The 16,377-nt window shown below is 63.8% G+C and carries 18 protein-coding genes; 9 read left to right on the forward strand and 9 right to left on the reverse strand.

Annotated elements, in window-relative coordinates:
* Positions 1 to 33: 33 nt before the first annotated feature.
* Complete coding sequence (gene cpdR / locus JQ633_RS27180; protein WP_066502958.1) at positions 34 to 393, reverse strand: cell cycle two-component system response regulator CpdR; 360 nt, start codon at positions 391 to 393, stop codon at positions 34 to 36.
* A gap of 305 nt (positions 394 to 698) precedes the next feature.
* On the opposite strand from cpdR, the gene JQ633_RS27185 reads away from it, so the two are divergent.
* The 4 genes from JQ633_RS27185 (at position 699) to JQ633_RS27200 (ending at position 4,996) form a co-directional block, all read left to right on the forward strand.
* Entirely contained in the window at positions 699 to 1,586 is an 888-nt protein-coding gene (locus JQ633_RS27185) for an N-formylglutamate amidohydrolase (protein WP_211988166.1), read from the forward strand.
* Between the two features lie 577 nt (positions 1,587 to 2,163).
* A complete protein-coding gene (gene hisN, locus JQ633_RS27190; RefSeq protein ID WP_211988167.1) occupies positions 2,164 to 2,943 on the forward strand; it encodes a histidinol-phosphatase in 780 nt (259 codons plus the stop codon).
* Positions 2,944 to 3,113: 170 nt separating this feature from the next.
* Positions 3,114 to 4,082 carry a Bug family tripartite tricarboxylate transporter substrate binding protein gene (locus JQ633_RS27195; protein WP_211988168.1) on the forward strand — a complete coding sequence of 323 codons (969 nt, stop codon included), beginning with the start codon at positions 3,114 to 3,116 and terminating at the stop codon, positions 4,080 to 4,082.
* 458 nt (positions 4,083 to 4,540) lie between these two features.
* Positions 4,541 to 4,996, forward strand: a complete 456-nt coding sequence (locus tag JQ633_RS27200; RefSeq protein WP_211988169.1) for a hypothetical protein — start codon at positions 4,541 to 4,543, stop codon at positions 4,994 to 4,996.
* A gap of 19 nt (positions 4,997 to 5,015) precedes the next feature.
* On the opposite strand, the gene JQ633_RS27205 is transcribed toward JQ633_RS27200, so the two are convergent.
* Together JQ633_RS27205 and JQ633_RS27210 are read right to left on the reverse strand one after the other, a co-directional pair.
* On the reverse strand, positions 5,016 to 6,320 hold the full coding sequence (locus JQ633_RS27205) for an adenylate/guanylate cyclase domain-containing protein (RefSeq protein WP_211988170.1): 1,305 nt from the start codon (positions 6,318 to 6,320) through the stop codon (positions 5,016 to 5,018).
* 488 nt (positions 6,321 to 6,808) lie between these two features.
* Positions 6,809 to 7,702, reverse strand: coding sequence for a LysR family transcriptional regulator (locus JQ633_RS27210; protein WP_211988171.1), 894 nt, complete (start codon positions 7,700 to 7,702; stop codon positions 6,809 to 6,811).
* 89 nt (positions 7,703 to 7,791) lie between these two features.
* Here JQ633_RS27210 and JQ633_RS27215 point away from each other — a divergent pair, with 89 nt between their 5' ends.
* On the forward strand, positions 7,792 to 8,544 hold the full coding sequence (locus JQ633_RS27215) for a sulfite exporter TauE/SafE family protein (protein ID WP_211988172.1): 753 nt from the start codon (positions 7,792 to 7,794) through the stop codon (positions 8,542 to 8,544).
* A gap of 48 nt (positions 8,545 to 8,592) precedes the next feature.
* Here JQ633_RS27215 and JQ633_RS27220 read toward each other — a convergent pair whose 3' ends face one another.
* The 3 genes from JQ633_RS27220 to JQ633_RS27230 are packed head-to-tail and all read right to left on the reverse strand — an operon-like array spanning position 8,593 to position 10,638.
* A complete protein-coding gene (locus JQ633_RS27220; RefSeq protein ID WP_211988173.1) occupies positions 8,593 to 9,534 on the reverse strand; it encodes a TorF family putative porin in 942 nt (313 codons plus the stop codon).
* Positions 9,535 to 9,539: 5 nt separating this feature from the next.
* The gene (locus JQ633_RS27225; protein WP_211988174.1) at positions 9,540 to 10,202 is read right to left on the reverse strand and encodes a VIT1/CCC1 transporter family protein; all 663 of its coding nucleotides are present in this window, start codon (positions 10,200 to 10,202) and stop codon (positions 9,540 to 9,542) included.
* A 52-nt stretch (positions 10,203 to 10,254) separates the two neighbouring features.
* A complete protein-coding gene (locus tag JQ633_RS27230; protein WP_211988175.1) occupies positions 10,255 to 10,638 on the reverse strand; it encodes a universal stress protein in 384 nt (127 codons plus the stop codon).
* 245 nt (positions 10,639 to 10,883) lie between these two features.
* Here JQ633_RS27230 and JQ633_RS27235 point away from each other — a divergent pair, with 245 nt between their 5' ends.
* The gene (locus tag JQ633_RS27235) at positions 10,884 to 11,102 is read left to right on the forward strand and encodes a LuxR C-terminal-related transcriptional regulator (RefSeq protein ID WP_211988176.1); all 219 of its coding nucleotides are present in this window, start codon (positions 10,884 to 10,886) and stop codon (positions 11,100 to 11,102) included.
* Between the two features lie 206 nt (positions 11,103 to 11,308).
* Complete coding sequence (locus tag JQ633_RS27240; RefSeq protein ID WP_211988177.1) at positions 11,309 to 11,479, forward strand: hypothetical protein; 171 nt, start codon at positions 11,309 to 11,311, stop codon at positions 11,477 to 11,479.
* Between the two features lie 297 nt (positions 11,480 to 11,776).
* Here the strand turns inward: JQ633_RS27240 and JQ633_RS27245 are convergent, their stop codons facing one another.
* Together JQ633_RS27245 and JQ633_RS27250 are read right to left on the reverse strand one after the other, a co-directional pair.
* Positions 11,777 to 12,367: a LysE family translocator gene (locus JQ633_RS27245; protein WP_249159675.1), complete on the reverse strand. Its 591-nt coding sequence runs from the start codon at positions 12,365 to 12,367 to the stop codon at positions 11,777 to 11,779.
* A gap of 30 nt (positions 12,368 to 12,397) precedes the next feature.
* Positions 12,398 to 14,110, reverse strand: coding sequence for an acyl-CoA dehydrogenase family protein (locus tag JQ633_RS27250; protein ID WP_211988179.1), 1,713 nt, complete (start codon positions 14,108 to 14,110; stop codon positions 12,398 to 12,400).
* 242 nt (positions 14,111 to 14,352) lie between these two features.
* On the opposite strand from JQ633_RS27250, the gene JQ633_RS27255 reads away from it, so the two are divergent.
* Both JQ633_RS27255 and JQ633_RS27260 read left to right on the forward strand, forming a co-directional pair.
* Positions 14,353 to 15,015 carry a TetR/AcrR family transcriptional regulator gene (locus tag JQ633_RS27255; protein ID WP_211988180.1) on the forward strand — a complete coding sequence of 221 codons (663 nt, stop codon included), beginning with the start codon at positions 14,353 to 14,355 and terminating at the stop codon, positions 15,013 to 15,015.
* 85 nt (positions 15,016 to 15,100) lie between these two features.
* Positions 15,101 to 15,364 carry a hypothetical protein gene (locus JQ633_RS27260; protein WP_211988181.1) on the forward strand — a complete coding sequence of 88 codons (264 nt, stop codon included), beginning with the start codon at positions 15,101 to 15,103 and terminating at the stop codon, positions 15,362 to 15,364.
* Positions 15,365 to 15,542: 178 nt separating this feature from the next.
* On the opposite strand, the gene JQ633_RS27265 is transcribed toward JQ633_RS27260, so the two are convergent.
* Complete coding sequence (locus tag JQ633_RS27265; RefSeq protein WP_211988245.1) at positions 15,543 to 16,178, reverse strand: LysE family translocator; 636 nt, start codon at positions 16,176 to 16,178, stop codon at positions 15,543 to 15,545.
* Positions 16,179 to 16,377: the final 199 nt, after the last annotated feature.

Below are 16,377 nucleotides of genomic sequence, written 5' to 3' on the forward strand. Positions count from 1 at the left end.
GCAAGGACGCAAAGTCGTTAATTCGGGCCCGAATCAGGCGGCCAGCAGCTTGTTCACTTCGCTGACCAATTCCCGCAGGTGCACCGGCTTGGCCAGCACCTTGGCGTTCTTCGGCGCCTCCGAATCGGAATTGAGGGCGACCGCGGCGAAGCCGGTGATGAACATGATCTTGATGTCGGGATCGAGTTCCGAGGCGCGGCGCGCCAGCTCGATACCGTCCATCTCCGGCATCACGATGTCGGTGAGCAGCATCTCGAACGGCTCCTCGCGGAGCCGCTGGTAGGCTGACATGCCGTTGTCGTGTGGCGAGACCTTGAAACCGGCGTTTTCCAACGCCTTGACCAGGAAGCGGCGCATATCGTTGTCGTCTTCCGCGAGGAGAATTTTCGGCATGGCAGGGATCGTCGAATCCGGCTTGAGGACCTGTACGAACACTAAGCCCGACAGTCGGTAAATTTCGGGTGAAATTTGCGCCCGGCCGGTGCCGGAGAGCTGAAGCTATTTGTGGACCGAAGGGCCCGTCGAATCAACACGGGTGGGAATTTTCCGCTCTTAAGATGCGTTCCAGCCGCCAACCACGCTCTTTTCACTTGGCAGAATGGCCGCGATTACCGACAATGTGTGCCCATAAATCTCCGCTTTTCCGGCAGAATCGATTTTCATCCGGACAGGCGGACACAAGGGACGGCGCCAAGGGAATGACCGAGTTTGCTGGCGATGTGTCGCCCCCGTTCGAGATCGTCGAGCCGCAGGCCTGGCGCGCGCCGATCATCTTCAACTCCCCGCATTCGGGTTCGGTCTATCCGGCCGAATTCCTCGACGCCTCGCGAATCGATGTCGCCGCGCTGCGCCGCTCCGAAGACTCCTTCATGGACGAATTGATCGGCGGACTGAGCGAGCGCGGCTTCCCCACCGTGCGCGTCAACTTCCCGCGCTCCTATGTCGACGTAAACCGCGAACCCTACGAGCTCGATCCGCGGATGTTCACCGGGCGGCTGCCGAGCTTCGCCAACACGCGCTCGATGCGGGTGGCCGGCGGCCTCGGCACCATCCCGCGCGTGGTCGGCGACGGCCAGGAGATCTATCGCGAGCGGCTCGACGTCGACGAGGCGTTGCGGCGCATCGAAGTTCTCTACAAGCCCTATCACCGCGCGCTGCGCCGGCTGATCAACAAGGCGCATCAGGCGTTCGGTACCGTGGTGGTGATCGACTGCCATTCGATGCCGTCGATCGGCGTGTCGCGCGACGAGCCGCGGCGGCCCGATATCGTGATCGGCGATCGCTACGGCACGAGCTGCGCGGCGCTGCTGCCCGATCTGGTCGAGGAGACCATGAGCGGGCTCGGCTATTCGATCGGCCGCAACAAGCCCTATGCCGGCGGCTTCATCACCGAGCATTACGGCAACCCGGCGAGCGGACTGCACACCGTGCAGATCGAGCTCAACCGCGCGGTCTATATGGATGAGCGCCGCCGCGAGCGCGGCCCGCGCTTCGTGCAGGTGGCGGCCGACTTCGCGACGCTGGCGGATGCGCTGGCGAGGATTCCGTTCGGTGATCTCGGCCCGTTCCAGGCGGCCGCGGAGTAAGAGTCGCCCGGCCTCTGCCGGGAGCGCGTGATGAAGCCGTGAACATGAATCCATTTTACTGCGCAGTGCGCGGTGAAAATGAATCGAGCCGGGACACTGCGTACGGCTGAACAGGCCTCCGAAAGAAAAAAGGGCCGCTTGAATGAACAAGCGGCCCAAGTCTAGGGAGGAAACGCCCAAGGAGGGCAGCGATAGCGCGAGGCGCTACCGCACCGCAACAATATGCGACCGCGCTGCACAAAACGCAAGAACTTTCGAAACATTTCTTGCCGGATGTGGATCACGCTGGCGGATGTGCAACAGGCCGGTTAGATTCAATTTTCCTGTTATTTGTCAGTATCTTCTGGCAAAAATCCGGAGCGGCCAGCGCTAGGCGCATAGCCCGTATACCAGAACTCGCAACTTCGTGATCCCGGCCCGGACCCGCCTCGACTTTCGAATCCGAGCCGAACCGAAAGTCCGGAACCGTCATCAGGATGGGATAACGCTCCGTTAATCGTGCGCACGGCGCCGGATTGAGCTAGGCAAGAATAGCTGCGATTTCCATGTGCGCGTTGCGCCTTCCGAAGGACCTGCCGTGACGGTCATCGACTTTACCGCCTTCATCGGCCGCCTCGCGACCGCATCCGGCGAAACCATCCTGCCGTTCTTCCGGACCTCGCTCTCGATCGACAACAAGAGTTCGAGCGATTTCGATCCCGTCACCGAGGCCGACCGCGCCGCGGAAGCGGTGATGCGGCGGCTGATCAAGTCGAACTTCCCCCAACACGGCATCGTCGGCGAGGAATTCGGCAACGAGCGCGAGGACGCCGACTATGTCTGGGTGCTCGACCCGATCGACGGCACCAAATCCTTCATCGCCGGCTTCCCGATCTGGGGCACGCTGATCGCGCTGCTGCACAAAGGTACGCCGGTGTTCGGCATGATGCACCAGCCCTTTATCGGCGAGCGCTTCTCCGGCGACAGCGGGTCGGCGCAGTATTCCGGTCCGTCCGGCGAGCGGAAGCTACAGGTGCGGCGCTGCTCTTCCCTGAAGGAAGCGACCGCCTTCACCACGAGCCCGCTGCTGATGAACGCGGACGACCGCGCCTGCTTTACCCGCATCGAGCATGTCGCAAAGCTCACGCGCTATGGCGGCGATTGCTACTCCTATTGCATGCTGGCCGCCGGCCATCTCGACCTCGTGGTCGAGACCGAGCTCAAGCCCTACGATATTGCCGCCCTGATCCCGATCGTCACCGGTGCCGGCGGTATCGTCACCACCTGGGACGGCAAGCCGGCGCAAGGCGGCGGCCGCATCATCGCCGCCGGCGATCCGCGGGTGCACGAAGCGGCGATGAAGCTGCTCAACGCCTGACTTCACGGTTGCCGCACAACTGATCTGCGCCCATTCTGGAGCGTTTTCGAGCGAAGTGGATACCGGTTCGCGTGAAGAAAACGCGCCAAACGGGAATCAAGAGCTTTCCGTTCCGATTCAATCGGAACGGAAAGCTCTGGCGGCAACCAGAAAAGTCAGGGACGGCGCACATGACGATTTGCGGCAGACTGCTGGCAGGGCTTCTCCTGCTTCTCGTTCCTGTAGCTGCCGCAGCGCAAGATTTTCCGACCAAGCCGATCCGGCTGATCGTGCCGTTCCCGCCCGGGGGGCCGAACGACATCATCGCGCGCGTGATCGGGCAGAAGATGTCGGAGCTGGTCAAGCAGCCGATCATCGTCGACAACCGCGGCGGCCAGGGTGGCGTGCTCGGCACCGACGCGGTCGCGAAGGCTGCGCCCGATGGCTACACCATCGCGATCGCCAGCGCGGGCGCGCTCGCGATCAGCCCGAGCATGGAGAAGGTCGCCTACGACACCCTGAAGGATCTCGCGCCGGTGACGCTGGTCGCCACCGTGCCGGAGATGCTGGTCGTCGCCAGTAACGTGCCGGCGAACAACATGAGCGAGCTCGTCGCACTGGCCAAGGCGCAGCCGGGCAAGCTCAACTTCGCCTCATCGGGTCCCGGCAGCCTGCCGCATCTCGCCTGCGAATTGTTCAAGCTGACGGCGAAGATCGACATCGTGCACGTGCCCTATCGCGGCGCGGCGCCGGCGGTGAATGATCTGCTCGGCCAGCAGGTGCAGATGACGTTCCTCGACCTGCCGGTGATCCTGCCGCAGGTGAAGGCGGGAACGCTGCGCCCGATCGCGCTCGGTGCCCGCGAGCGCGCGCCGACAGCGCCGGACGTGCCGACCACGGCGGAGGCCGGCATGCCCGACCTGATCATCGAGAATTGGTACGGCATGGTGGCGCCTGCCCAAACGCCGCCGCCGATCGTCGCGAGGCTGAACAAGCTCGCCAACGAGGCGATGGCCGATCCGACGGTGAAGGACAAGCTCGCCGAGCAGGGCCTGACGCTGGCCGGCGACACGCCCGAGCATTTCCGCGGCTTCATCGCCGCCGACATCAAGCGATGGGCCAAGGTGATCGAGGACGCCGGCGTGGTGACGGCGAAGTAGCCGGGATGGACCTCGGCACGTCAGCGATTTTGGCAACTCTCACGTGTCGTCCCGGCGAAGGCCGGGACGACACTGCGAATGTCGCGCGCTTGGTGCAGTCTCATACATGAAGAGGCCGCCAACTGAGGCGGCCTCTGTTAATCGGTTCCAGCAACTTTGGGGGTGCCTGTGTGCGAGAGGGCAGTTGCCGGGACCGTCTGCAGGTCCATTGGAGCGACGTGCCAGGTCCTCATACAAACAGTGCAAGTGCTGCAATCGCGATGGGGAAGAGTCCCAGGAGTATAATGCAGGCGCGGAAAACAATTTCGGCCATGGCGCAACTCCGTCCAAAGGACCTAACATATGTTAACGCCCGAAACGCGCGCGCGACAAGTGCAGTTTGTGCCAATGCAACTCAGCGTGCATAACGAAAACTCCAGCAACAATGTACCGATTGGCGAGATGACGACGTTCAAGCCATGACGGCTGGTGCGGACTGGAAGCGAGCGGTTGCCGGAGCGGCCGCCGGCTTGGTGTACGGAATTCTTCTCGCAATTCTGTCGTTGGGTGCGGCCGGCGACGGACACGGCACCCTCATTCCCCTCGTCGTCTCATCGGCGCCGCTCGGCGTTGCATATCTCGGTGCCGGTTCAGACGCCGCGCGTGGGACGGCGTTCTTCAGCATGCTGTTCGCTGGGCCAGTTCTATGGGTGCTGCTCGGATTTTTGGTCGCGCTGCCCGGCCGCCGGATCAAGCTGGCCGCGGTCCTGCTCCTGATGCACGATGCGTCGGCGCTGGGGCTCGTTGCGGCGAGCGGCCTCACGCTGAGAGGCATCGCAAAGGAAATACCGGATTTTGTCCTCGTCTGGGGGCCGGCCTACTTGCTTGGGCAAGCCGGCTTGTGGTGGCGAATTTTCGTGACGCGTGCAACGTGAGATCAGACGATACGGCGCATCACCGTTCGACTGCAAAGATGCGCCAGTCTCCAGGGACACCCTTGAGCGATTGATTGCCGCGGTCACCAAAGCGCAAACCCGACCCCGCCACCAGATCCTTGACCGTGCCCGACACCAGCACCTCGCCCGCGCCGGCGAGTGCCGCCACGCGCGCTCCGATGTGAACGGCAATGCCGCCGATATCATCGCCGATCATTTCGCACTCGCCGGTGTGAAGGCCGGCGCGGACTTCGATGCCTAGCGACCTGATTTCGTCGGCGATGGCGCACGCGCAACGCACACCACGCGCCGGACCGTCAAAGGTTGCCAGAACGCCGTCGCCGGTCGTCTTGATTTCGCGGCCGCGGAAGCGTGTGAGAATGCGCCGTATCGTGGTGTGATGAGTGTCAAGCAGGTCGCGCCAGCGGTGATCGCCGAGCGCGGCGGCCTTCTCGGTCGAGGCGACGATGTCGGTGAAGAGCACCGTGGCTAGCACGCGGTCGACCGCGACCGGCGTTCGTGAGCCGGTCAGAAACTCCTCGATTGCATCGGCGATCTCGCCGGCATTGTCGCCGATGAATGGAAGGTGGTCGATCCCGGGCAACTCGAGATAGCGGGCACCCGGAATATGTGCGGCGAAAAACCGGCCGCCCTCCACGCTGACGTTCTTGTCGTCCGTGCGATGGATGACGAGGGTCGGTGCCTGGATGGCCGCAACGATGTCGCTGATGTCGATCAGACCGTTCATCTGCGCGTACGCGGCGGCGCCGGCAGGGCTCTGGGACACTCGCTCGTTCTTGCTCCACCAGCGCTTGAACGCGGAATCGTTCACGCGGGAAGGCGCAAATTTCACCACGCTGCCGCCACTGCCCCAGCCAAGCTGGATATACCCGAGACTTTGTTCCAGCGTCGTCAGAACGAATGTCGTTGACGGATAGGCGTTGCAGAGCACCAGCGCGCGGCAGCGACCGGGATGGGTCGCGGCGAACAGCGCAGCCATCGTGCCGCCTTCGGAAAAACCCAGAAGCGCCGCCTGTTCCATGCCGCAGGCGTCCATGACCGCCCGCAGGTCGTCCATTCGCTGGTCCAGGCCCGGAAAGTCGGCGACGCGATCCGACAGACCTGTGCCACGTTTATCGAACATCACCACCCGGGCGTAGCGTGCCAGGCGCAGCAGCCAGCGACTGACCTCAGGTTCGTCCCACCAGTGCTCGACATTCGTGAAGCCCGGCGGCGCGAAGACAACGTTCAGCGCTCCCTCGCCGAACACTTGATAGGCGATGTGCACGTCGCCGCTCTTGGCGTACCGGGTGTCCGGCTGCATTGACCACCCCACACTCGCCGGGACCTTCCGGCCGCCCGAGCTTATAGCAATAGCTTCGATTGCGGGGAGCGACTCAATGTCTCCTGATGGCCCAAGGCCGACGCCGCATTGCGACCCGCTTCCATGCCGCCGCCGAGGCGGCAAGCGAAGCCATCAGCTGGTCCACAGACGAGAGGTCCGATCTTGTGATCGATCCGAGCGTTCCAGTCGCCTGCGGATCGTTTCCTCACGCACGGCGCGGGCTTCGGCACGGAGCGATGCGTGCTCGAACATCAGCGCCCGCAGCAACTCGCTTTCGCGCCACCGTTGTTCCCGGAGATGACGGAGTTCTGACCGCAGAATGCGGTTCTCGATCACGGCAAGTTGGGCACGATGGATCGTCAGATGAGATTGCATGGCAGCATGATGCCACCGTCCCCCCCCCCCCGCATTCACCTAAGATAAGCTCTCACCGTTCCACCACCGGTGTCGCCAGGCGATTGCTCGGCTCAGCGCTGCGCTTCGGCGCGCAGATGCTCCACCAATTGCTTGGCCGGGCGCGGCAGCGCCTTGAAGCTGCGGGCGCAGATCGTCAGGCGGCGGTTGGCCCAGGCGTCGCGGATCCGGATCGTGACGATCGGCATCGCCGCGGCACAACGGCGCGCCGCGGTTTCCGGCACCACGGCGATGCCGACATCGGCGGCGACCATCTGGCAGATCGCGTCGAAGCCGCGCAGCCGGGCGCGAAACCGCAGCCGCGCGCCGAGCTTGGCCGCGTGCCGGGAAACATGCACCTGCAGCGCCGACGTCGCCGTGAGGCCGACGAAGTCGCGGCCGACCACCTCCTGGAAATCGATCTGGCGGCGGCCCCCGAGATCGCTGCGCCGGGACGCCACCAGCATCAAGCGGTCCTCGCTGAACAGGAAGCGCTCGACGCTGTCGGGCAGTACGTGCTCCGCCGCGAAGCCGAGATCGGCGGCGCCGCTGGCGATCGCATCGGCGATGTCGGTGCTCTCGCGTTCCTCGACGTCGACGCTGATGTCGGGATGCTCGTGCAGGAAATTCGCCAGCGCGCGTGGCAGATGTTCCGACAGGCCCGACGTGTTGGCGAGCAGCAGCACGTTGGCGCGCACGCCGGAAGCATAGGCGGCGAGATCGCCCTGCAACGCCTCGACATTATGCATCACGATGCGGGCGTGGCCGAGCAGGCTCTCGCCCGCCGCGGTCAGTTCGACGCCGCGGCGGCCGCGCTTGAGCAGCGCGACGCCGAGCGCGTCCTCGAGACCCTTGATCCGCTCGCTGGCGGAGGCCAGCGCCAGATTTGCGCGCGTTGCACCGTGCGTGATACTGCGCGCATCGGCCACCGCGATGAACAGTTGCAGGTCGACCAGGTCAAACCGCATGATGTCTCCCCTGCCCCTTCGGATCAAACGAAGGCTAACTCCGTAACCTCCAGATTGTGCCGAATGCGCCGATCGGTCAATGTGCAGCCATGGTCGACCATCTCCTGATCTTCATCGCCTTCGCCTTCCTGCTCGCCGGTTTCGTCAAGGGTACGCTCGGCCTCGGCCTGCCGACCGTGGCGATGGGCCTGCTCGCCACCACGATGTCGCCGGGCCGCGCGATCGCGATCGTGATCGTGCCGGCGATCGTCACCAACATCTGGCAGACCTTCGTCGGTCCCTATCTGCGCGACATCCTCAAGCGGCTGTGGCCGCTGATGCTCGGCACCGTGGCCGGCATCTGGCTCAATGCCGGGCTGTTGACCGGGCCCTACGCGGCCTACGGCACCGTCGTGCTCGGCATCCTGCTGGTGATCTACGCGATCGTCGGCCTCAGCAGGTTCAGCTTCAAGGTGGCGCGGCGCGACGAGAAATGGGTCGGCGGCATCGTCGGCGTGATCACCGGGCTGATCTCCGCCGCGACCGGCGTCCAGGTCATCCCCTCGATGCCGTTCATGCAGGCGATCGGCATGGAGCGGGACGAACTGGTGCAGGCGCTCGGCGTCTTCTTCACCACCGCAACGGTCGCGCTCGCCTTCAACCTCACGGCCTCGGGCCTGTTGACAGCCGCCACTGCGCTGCCCGGCGCGGTCGCGATGGTGGCGGCGTTTGTCGGCATGTTCATCGGCCAGGCGGTCCGCACGCGGATGCAGCCGGACGTATTCCGCCGCTGGTTCCTGATCGCGATGATCCTGCTCGGCATCTACCTCGCCGGCGGCGCGCTGCTCAAGCTGCACGGCTAGCACCCGGAGCCCATGACCCGAGGCGGATATGCGAGCCGCCACCGGGAACTAGTTGAAGGCGAACCAAGCCTTCGCGACGAACGTCGCGCCGCACCAATTCGAGATCAGGCCGTCGGGATTGGTGACGGGATCGACGCGGCCTCCCGTGCGCGCATTTGGATCGCCGGTAAAGACGAAGCAGTTCTCCTTCGACAGATTGGTGTCGTAGTAGCGCAGATCGAGATTGAAGGCCTTGTGGGTGAAGGTCACGCCCGCCTGCCAGTTGAGATAGGCAGGTAACGGGAAGCCGCCGAGTTGCGCGGCCTGATTGCCAAACCAGGAATAGCCGGCAGCAGCGGTGAACGAGATGGCCAGGTTCTGCGGCAGCAGCCGGCCGGGCACATCATAGCCGATGCCGGCGGCAGCATACTGGCTCCGCGCGCCGGTGTTCGAGACGTTGGGAGAATAGGCGTAGCCGGCCGCGACATGGATGTCTTCACCGATGCGGCGATCGCCGCGAATGACCGCTTCCCAATAGTTGATGCCATTGGTCTCGCCGGGAAGCCTTTCACCCGGATAGGCGAAGTAGGTGACGGCGACATCGAAATCGATGCTCGCAATCTTCGGGCGAACCCCGCCGGTAAACGTCAACTCGGCGGCCGGCTGGGTCGGCAAATTGACGGTGGCCACCGTAGTCCCGGCGTACACCGCGCCAAATCTTGTTTCGAAGGCCGCACCGGCCGCGGGCCCATGATCGGAAAGCGTGGTCCCGCGATAGATGTAGTCGGATGCAACGCCTGCACGGGCGCTGAATTCGAACTGGTTTGCCGGGGTATCACGGTTGGTATCGGCCGCTGACCATCCGCGGTTGCCAAGACCGATTGCACCGCCTGGAGTCGGAGGATCGGCTTGTGCCAGGGCGCCGGTCGTTGGTGCAAGGCAAATCCCGACCAACGCCGCGCATGAGGCACCGTGGAACCATCGAACCGGTGCAACACCAGGTCGCCTCATTGGCGCTATCCTCCAAGAGCCACCGCTATGCCAACCAGCACGCCACCGACAGCCACCATCGCAAGGCCGGCGGCCCAGGGCTGCAGCCCACTTCGAATTCCAAATACGTGACCGCAGCCAAACAGCATCAGGATAGCGACGACGTAGGAGACGCGCAGCGCCACTTTGGCGTCGCTCAGGAACAAAAACGGGATGACCACCGGGAAGGTCGCGAGGAAGCTCAGCAGGCAAAGGCCCAACGCTCCGGCCCAGTCACGCCGTGTCAGTCTTGGAGTGTCGTACGTCGGGGGCCGCTGCAACAACCTCTGCCGCATCGCCTCCAATTGCTGCGCCGGCAACAGCGCCGCCAATTCCGGTGGCAGTGCGTCGGCGATGACGCTGCGCGCCGTCTCGGAATCCGGCGCCTGCCGCACTGCGTGGAGCATTCTTATCTTGCTGCCGCGGCTGTTGATCCGCCCCAGCAGATAAAGACCGCCATCGACGACGCCCCACGCAAGGTTGCAGCCGAGCGCACCGATCAGCATGGTCTGAACGTTGATATTGGCCCCCGTCGCGATGCCGAGCGAGCAGATAAAGGTGAGAGCCATGATCAGGCCGAACATGGTCTCGGAGATCCGCTCAATCGGATCGAGCACGCTACCGAGCAGAGAATCCGAAGCTTCCGACATCTCAGTCACACACCTCATGATCTGGTGTTCGACGATCGAGCGGCCTGCACATTCACCGACAGACCAGCACGGGGATCTTGGTGCAGGTCAGCACCTTGTTCGTCACACTGCCGATGAGAAGCGTGGAAAACCCGCTTCGCCCATGCCACGACATCACGATGAGATCGCAGCCTTTGTCCTCGGCGGCGGCGATGATGGCTTGATGGGGTTGGCCGCTTTCCACCTGAATCGTCTCGCACGAGATACCGGCCTCCCTGGCCGCATCTTCGGCGCGGTCCAGCACGCTGGCGAAATCGCCGGTAATCGCAAGCAGGGGCTCGACGACGTAGATGAAGGATACCTTGGCGCCATGCGATTTGGCCAACGCCAACCCGTGCGCAACCCCATGCTCCGCCAGCTCCGAGCCATCGGTCGGAATGAGAATATGCCGATACATGCCCAGCTCCTGAATGCCTGGACTTATCGCGAGCTTACGAAGGCAGGCTGGGTCCGCATTTCGGACGGAGTTTGAGATAGATCAATTGATCGGGCTGTCGCGCCGAGCCGCCGTGCGGCCAGCCGATGGCGGGTGGATCATGTCCGTTGATGGTTTCTCGTCTTCTCGTTCATTGATCTGGATCAATGCGTCCCTCGTGGTTCTCCGGTGGAGAACGGGGTTCCAGCGCCATCCGGGCCGCAATCATGTTCATTCATCTGAGTACTCGTGAAAAGCGTCTTCTCCGTCGCATCGCGGCCGGAAAGACGGACAAGCAGATCTCAATCAGCGTTAGGGGGACCCTGGCGCAGGTATCTGAGCAACGATTTCGGCTGTTCGAAAAGCTCGGCATCAGAACCGATGACGAGATCGCCGAGGTCGCCGCTCTCCTGGCGTATTTACCGCAGTATAAGGGGACCAGTTAGACGAGGCGCGTTTGGCACCAACCGCACTTTGGTTGCCCACCTTTCCCGAGCCAGCTACACGAAACGCGAGTTCCAACCCCGTGCCGCCCGTAACCGCGCAATATGTCCGGCATATCTGACCGCCGACAATAGGATTGGACAAGGCGGGCAAGCCGGCCTTAAGTATCGCTTGATGCGGCAATTGCGGCCGCCACGCGGTTCTGGCTATGGACTGGTCCTATTTTCTCACGGGCGCCGTCGTCGTCCTGCTGCTCCTTGCCTATCGCCTGCACGGCGGTCTGTTCAAGAAAGAGTCGCGGCGCGACCAGGAACTGAATCGATTGATCGACGAACGCGTCGAGCGCATGGATTTGAGGCGCGACAAGAAAGTCGACTGATCGTCCCGCGCGCCTCCGCTTGATCAAGAAAAAGGGCCGCCTGAACGGATCAAGCGGCCCAAGTCTAGGGAGGAAACGCCCTCAGGAGGGCGGCGATGACGCGAGGCGCCATCGCACGAGTCCCGATTTAGTACTTCACAAGCCTTGGGAAATAGTCAGATCCGCAGGGCAGAGACGCCGTTGCGCGGCTTGAACGTGACGCCAACAGACATATCTTAAAACATCGGCCTTCGACACGATTGCCCTTCAAGACGAACCGCAACTTTCCCAGCCTCCAGAACCGCGAACTGTCACAATTCAGCTGCGCGCCATGCTGACAGCCGCGAAGGCCAACAGGCCACCGGCGATCCCGTCGGCGACGCGCTGATACGACGCTCTGACCGTGCCGACACGGCCGATGGCCGCCACCGCAATGCCGACAGCACCGTAGACCAGCGCGCAAAGACCGACGAACACTCCCGAAAGCAGGATCGCTTGTTGGGCGATCGGCTCACCGGGGTTCATGAAATTCGGCAGGATCGCCAGGTAGACCAAGAGCCCCTTTGGATTGAAGAAGCTTGTCATGAAGCCCCTGGCAAGCGAGGCAGGCGACGCGTTGGGGTTCATCGAAATGCCCTTCCCGGCGATCGCGGACCAGATCATCCGGATCGCCAGATAGGTCAGGTAGGTGACCCCGCACCAGCGCAACGCCTCGAACAAGAACGGCGAGGCGGCGAGCAGCGCGGCGACGCCGAGCGCGGCCAGCACGGCGTGCGTCACATACCCGAGCATCACGCCGGCATTGGCGCGTAGAGCCGCCTTGCGCCCGCCCGACAAGGCCTGGGCCGCGATGTAGATGAGGTCGGGCCCCGGCGTGCAGACGAGCGGCAGCACCGTTGCCGCGAACAAGATCGACCTGGTCGCATCCATCGGGGCGCCTCAGCCGGCCACCACGGCGCGGCGCATGACTTTCTGCGCTTTCGCCTTGTCGACGCTGAACGCCAGTGTCCCGTAGTGCGAGCCCCAGGATCCCGTTCCGGTCGGCATGCGGGTGCCCAGAAAGATGTCGACGACCTCCTGGGTGCTATGGCGCAGAAGTTCCGCGCCCTGCAGCAGACGTGCGACCGCTTCGGTCATCGGGCGGGCGACGAATTCGTCCTCAACGGCTTCGCGGACCAGCGTTTCGGTATGCAGGACCAGCGCGTCGAAGCGGCTGTCCTGGCCGAGCAGAGGGCGGGTCTCGTCGAACAGCGCCTGGATCGTGCGCGGATCCTTCGCCATCGCGCGGCGGACGTCCATGCACATCATGTTTGCAGTGCCTTCCCAGACGCTGTTGAGCGGCGCCTCGCGATAGAGCCGGGCCATCGGGCCTTCCTCGACGAAGCCGTTGCCGCCGTGGCACTGCAGCGCTTCGTAGGCAATCGAGGGCGCGCGCGAGCAGTTGAAGAACTTCGCCGCGGGCGTGGCCACGCGGGCCAGCAGCCGTTCGTGCTCGACATCAGATAGTTGATCGGTGGCCTTGGCGACCCGCAGCGCCATCAGCGTCGCGGCTTCGACCTCGACGGCCATGTCCGCGAGCACGTTCGTCATCATCGGCCGGCCCGCGATCGAGGTGCCGAAGGCCTTGCGGGTGATGGTGTGCTGCAGGGCAAGCGTCAACGACTGGCGCATCAGGCCGGCGGAGCCGATCGCGAAATCGAGGCGCGTGAGATGGGCGTGCGAAAGGATCTCGCGGATGCCGTGACCTTCCTCGCCGACGCGGATCGCCATCGTGCCCGCGTATTCGACTTCGCTGGATGCGTTGCTCTTGTTGCCGGCCTTGTCCTTCAGGCGCTGGACGAAGAAGTTGTTGAAGCTGCCGTCGGGCAGCGTGCGCGGCAGGAAGAAGCAGGTCACGCCGCCGTTCACCTTGGCGAGCGTAAAGAAGCCGTCCGACTGCGGCACCGAGCAGAACCATTTGTGACCGGTGAGTTCGTACCAATGCGCGGTGTTGCCGTGATAGTTCTCCGCGTGGGAGAAGCGGGCCGTGGTCTGCGTCTCGCGGAGATCCGAGCCGCCCTGCTTCTCCGTCATCGCGTAGCCGATCACGACCGACGACTTGTCGGCGACTTCGCGGCGGCTGTTTTCGTAGTCGGTGCCCTTGGCCTTCTCGGCCCAGATCGCAAGCGCAGGCTCGGCCTCGAAGCCGGCGTAGGACGCGTAGGCCATGCCGGTCGGGCAGGCAGTCCCCTGCTCGACCTGGTTCCAGACATAGGAAAGCACGGCCCGCGCGTAGTGGCCGTTCTTCTGGTTGGTGCGCCAGGCGAGGTTCGGCACTTCGTGCTTCCACGCCAGCGCCATCAGTTCGTGCCAGCTCGGGTGGAAATCGACCCAGTCGACGCGGTTGCCGAAGCGGTCGTGGGTCTTGAGTTCGGGCAGGTGGCGGTTGGCGAGCCGGGCAAGCTCCTGCACATGCTCGTCGCCCGCGATCGCGCCGAGTGCCGCGCAGCGGTCGGCGGCCCAGGGCGCCTCGCGATCGATCGCGGCGCGCAGCACTGCGTCGCCGGTGAAGGCGTTGAAGCCGGTCGCGGGCTGGGCCTGGTTGAGGACTTTGTGGGTGCCATAGCGGCTGGCGGGAGAATCGAGCGTGTTCGACGAGAGAGCTTGGTTCATGAGGACGTCTCCTGATCGGTTCTGGGGGGCGTGAGCGCCGCCATCCAAACGGGCCGATGGCGCTGCGGCAGCGTCGAATTTCAACTCACTATTCCGTCCTAACCTACGAAAAACGAACTGTAATTCATCTTTCAAGGTCGAGGGTTTACGAACCAATTTTGCCTGATTTCTAGGCAATACTTGACATGAATCCTTTTCCGATTCAATATGAAAATGAATTCAATTTCATATTTGAGGATCCGATGGCAACCAGAGCAGTCCGTGCGCTCGACAAGAAGACCCAGATCCTCCGGGCCGCCCGTGGCGTGGTGATGGATGGAGGTTTCCAGGAGCTGCAGATGAACGCGGTTGCTTCCGCGGCGGGCATCGCGGTCGGCACGATCTATCGATATTTTCCATCACGCGCCGAGCTCTGCGCCGCCATCGTCAGCACGGTCTCGCAGCGCGAGGTCGACGTCCTGGCGGGCATCGCCGTGGCCGAAGGCGAACCGTCGCAGAAGGTTCGGGACGCGGTCCGGGCCTTCGTGCTGCGGGCCATGCGCGGCAAACGTCTCGCCTACGGGCTGATCTTCGAGCCGATCGACCCCGAGGTGGAAAGCACGCGCTTGAAGTACCGCCGCGCCATCGCGCGGGTGTTCGAAACCATCATTAGAGAGGGCGTTGCCGCCGGCGAATTCCGTGAACTCGGCGTCGAGGTCGCGGCCACCTGCCTGGTGGGCGCCTTCATGGAAGGCCTGATCAGCGTGCTCGCGCCCGGCGCCGCGGGCGTTCCGGCGCGGCCGGAAGAGTTTGCGGATTCCATCGCCGATCTCTGTCTCGCCGCCGTCGTCAAGCCCGGCCGTTTGCCGGCCGCACCGCGCCAACCGGTCGGCGCGGCCGAGCCGATAGCGCTGAAGAAGCCCTGAGCGGCTTCCCCGCAGGGCCCTGTGGAACTTGCCGGTTCCAACGCAGTTATCGATGCGCGCCATTTTGCGAACAGGGGTTGATCAAATGACTCGGCTGCTGGCGGTTCTCGTATCTTGCGCATTCTGCCTCCTGCCCGACGCGGCATCTGCGGCCGGGCCGGAGCAACCGGGCAGCCAGCTGACCGATGTCAGCTCCCGCCAGCGTTGCGCTTGCGGCTCATGGCACCGCTCCGCCGGCATCCGGCACTACCGGCTGAGGACGGCATACCTGATCGGCTACGATCCCCTGCCGTACCGTTACGGCTCGACCTTCGTGTTCGAACGACCGTATCGCTACTATCGGTGGTAGATCACTCGAAGACCGCGCAACATTTCCGCTGTCGTCCTGGCGAAAGCCAGGACCCATTACCCCAAGCGTCAATCGTTGCACGATGCTGGGGCCGCGATCCCGTTCACAATCAAATTCGGTGGCCATGGGTCCTGGCTTTCGCCAGGACGACGATGTGGCAAAGGGCCGCTTGTCCCGCCTAACGCGCCTCGAGCATCGCGACGCGGACGCCGAGATAGACGAACAGGCCGCCGAGCGAGCGGTTGATCCAGGTGATCACCCCGGTGGATTGCCGGATGCGGCCCGCGGCCCGGGCCGCGAACGCCGCCACGCCGAAGCACCACAGCGTGCCCGTCGTGATGAAGATCAGCCCGAGCACCAGGAAGGCCACCGTCTTGTGCGCCGAATCGGCCGCGACGAATTGCGGCAGGAAGGCCAGGAAGAACAGCGCCACTTTGGGGTTGAGGATATTGGTCAGCGCGCCCTGCCAGAACACCCGGGATATCGAGGTCTCGCTGCCCTGCGTTGCGATCTCGGCGACCGGCTTGGCGCGGGACAGCAGCATCTGCAGCCCGGTCAGGACCAGATAGGCCGCGCCGATCAGCTTGACGGCCAGGAAGGCAGCCGACGACGCCATCAGCAGCGCCGACAGCCCGATCGAGGCCCCCAGCACATGGACCAGGCAGCCGCAGCTGATTCCGAGTGCAGCGGCCGCCCCGCCGCGCCAGCCGAGCTGGATGCTGCGGCCGATGATGTAGGCGGTATCAGGCCCTGGCGTGATATTGAGCAGCAGGCCGGACAGGACAAAGAGCCAGAGTTCGTGAATTCCGAGCATGGCCAGCGACATTAACCTATGTGAGTAACGAGGTGGAAAGGGTGCGCGGAATAGCGCCATCCCCAGACACATGAATTGGACACATGAAATGAGTAGAGGACAGCGATACGCGGCCCGATCGTCGCATGCCTATTCCTGCTACAATGCATTATAGCTGCCTGCAAACCGCGCTTTCGCCAGACCCGGCCTGTCCTGTAAG

The organism is Bradyrhizobium tropiciagri, from assembly GCF_018130505.1.
In the GTDB taxonomy this organism is placed as follows: Bacteria; Pseudomonadota; Alphaproteobacteria; order Rhizobiales; family Xanthobacteraceae; genus Bradyrhizobium; species Bradyrhizobium tropiciagri_B.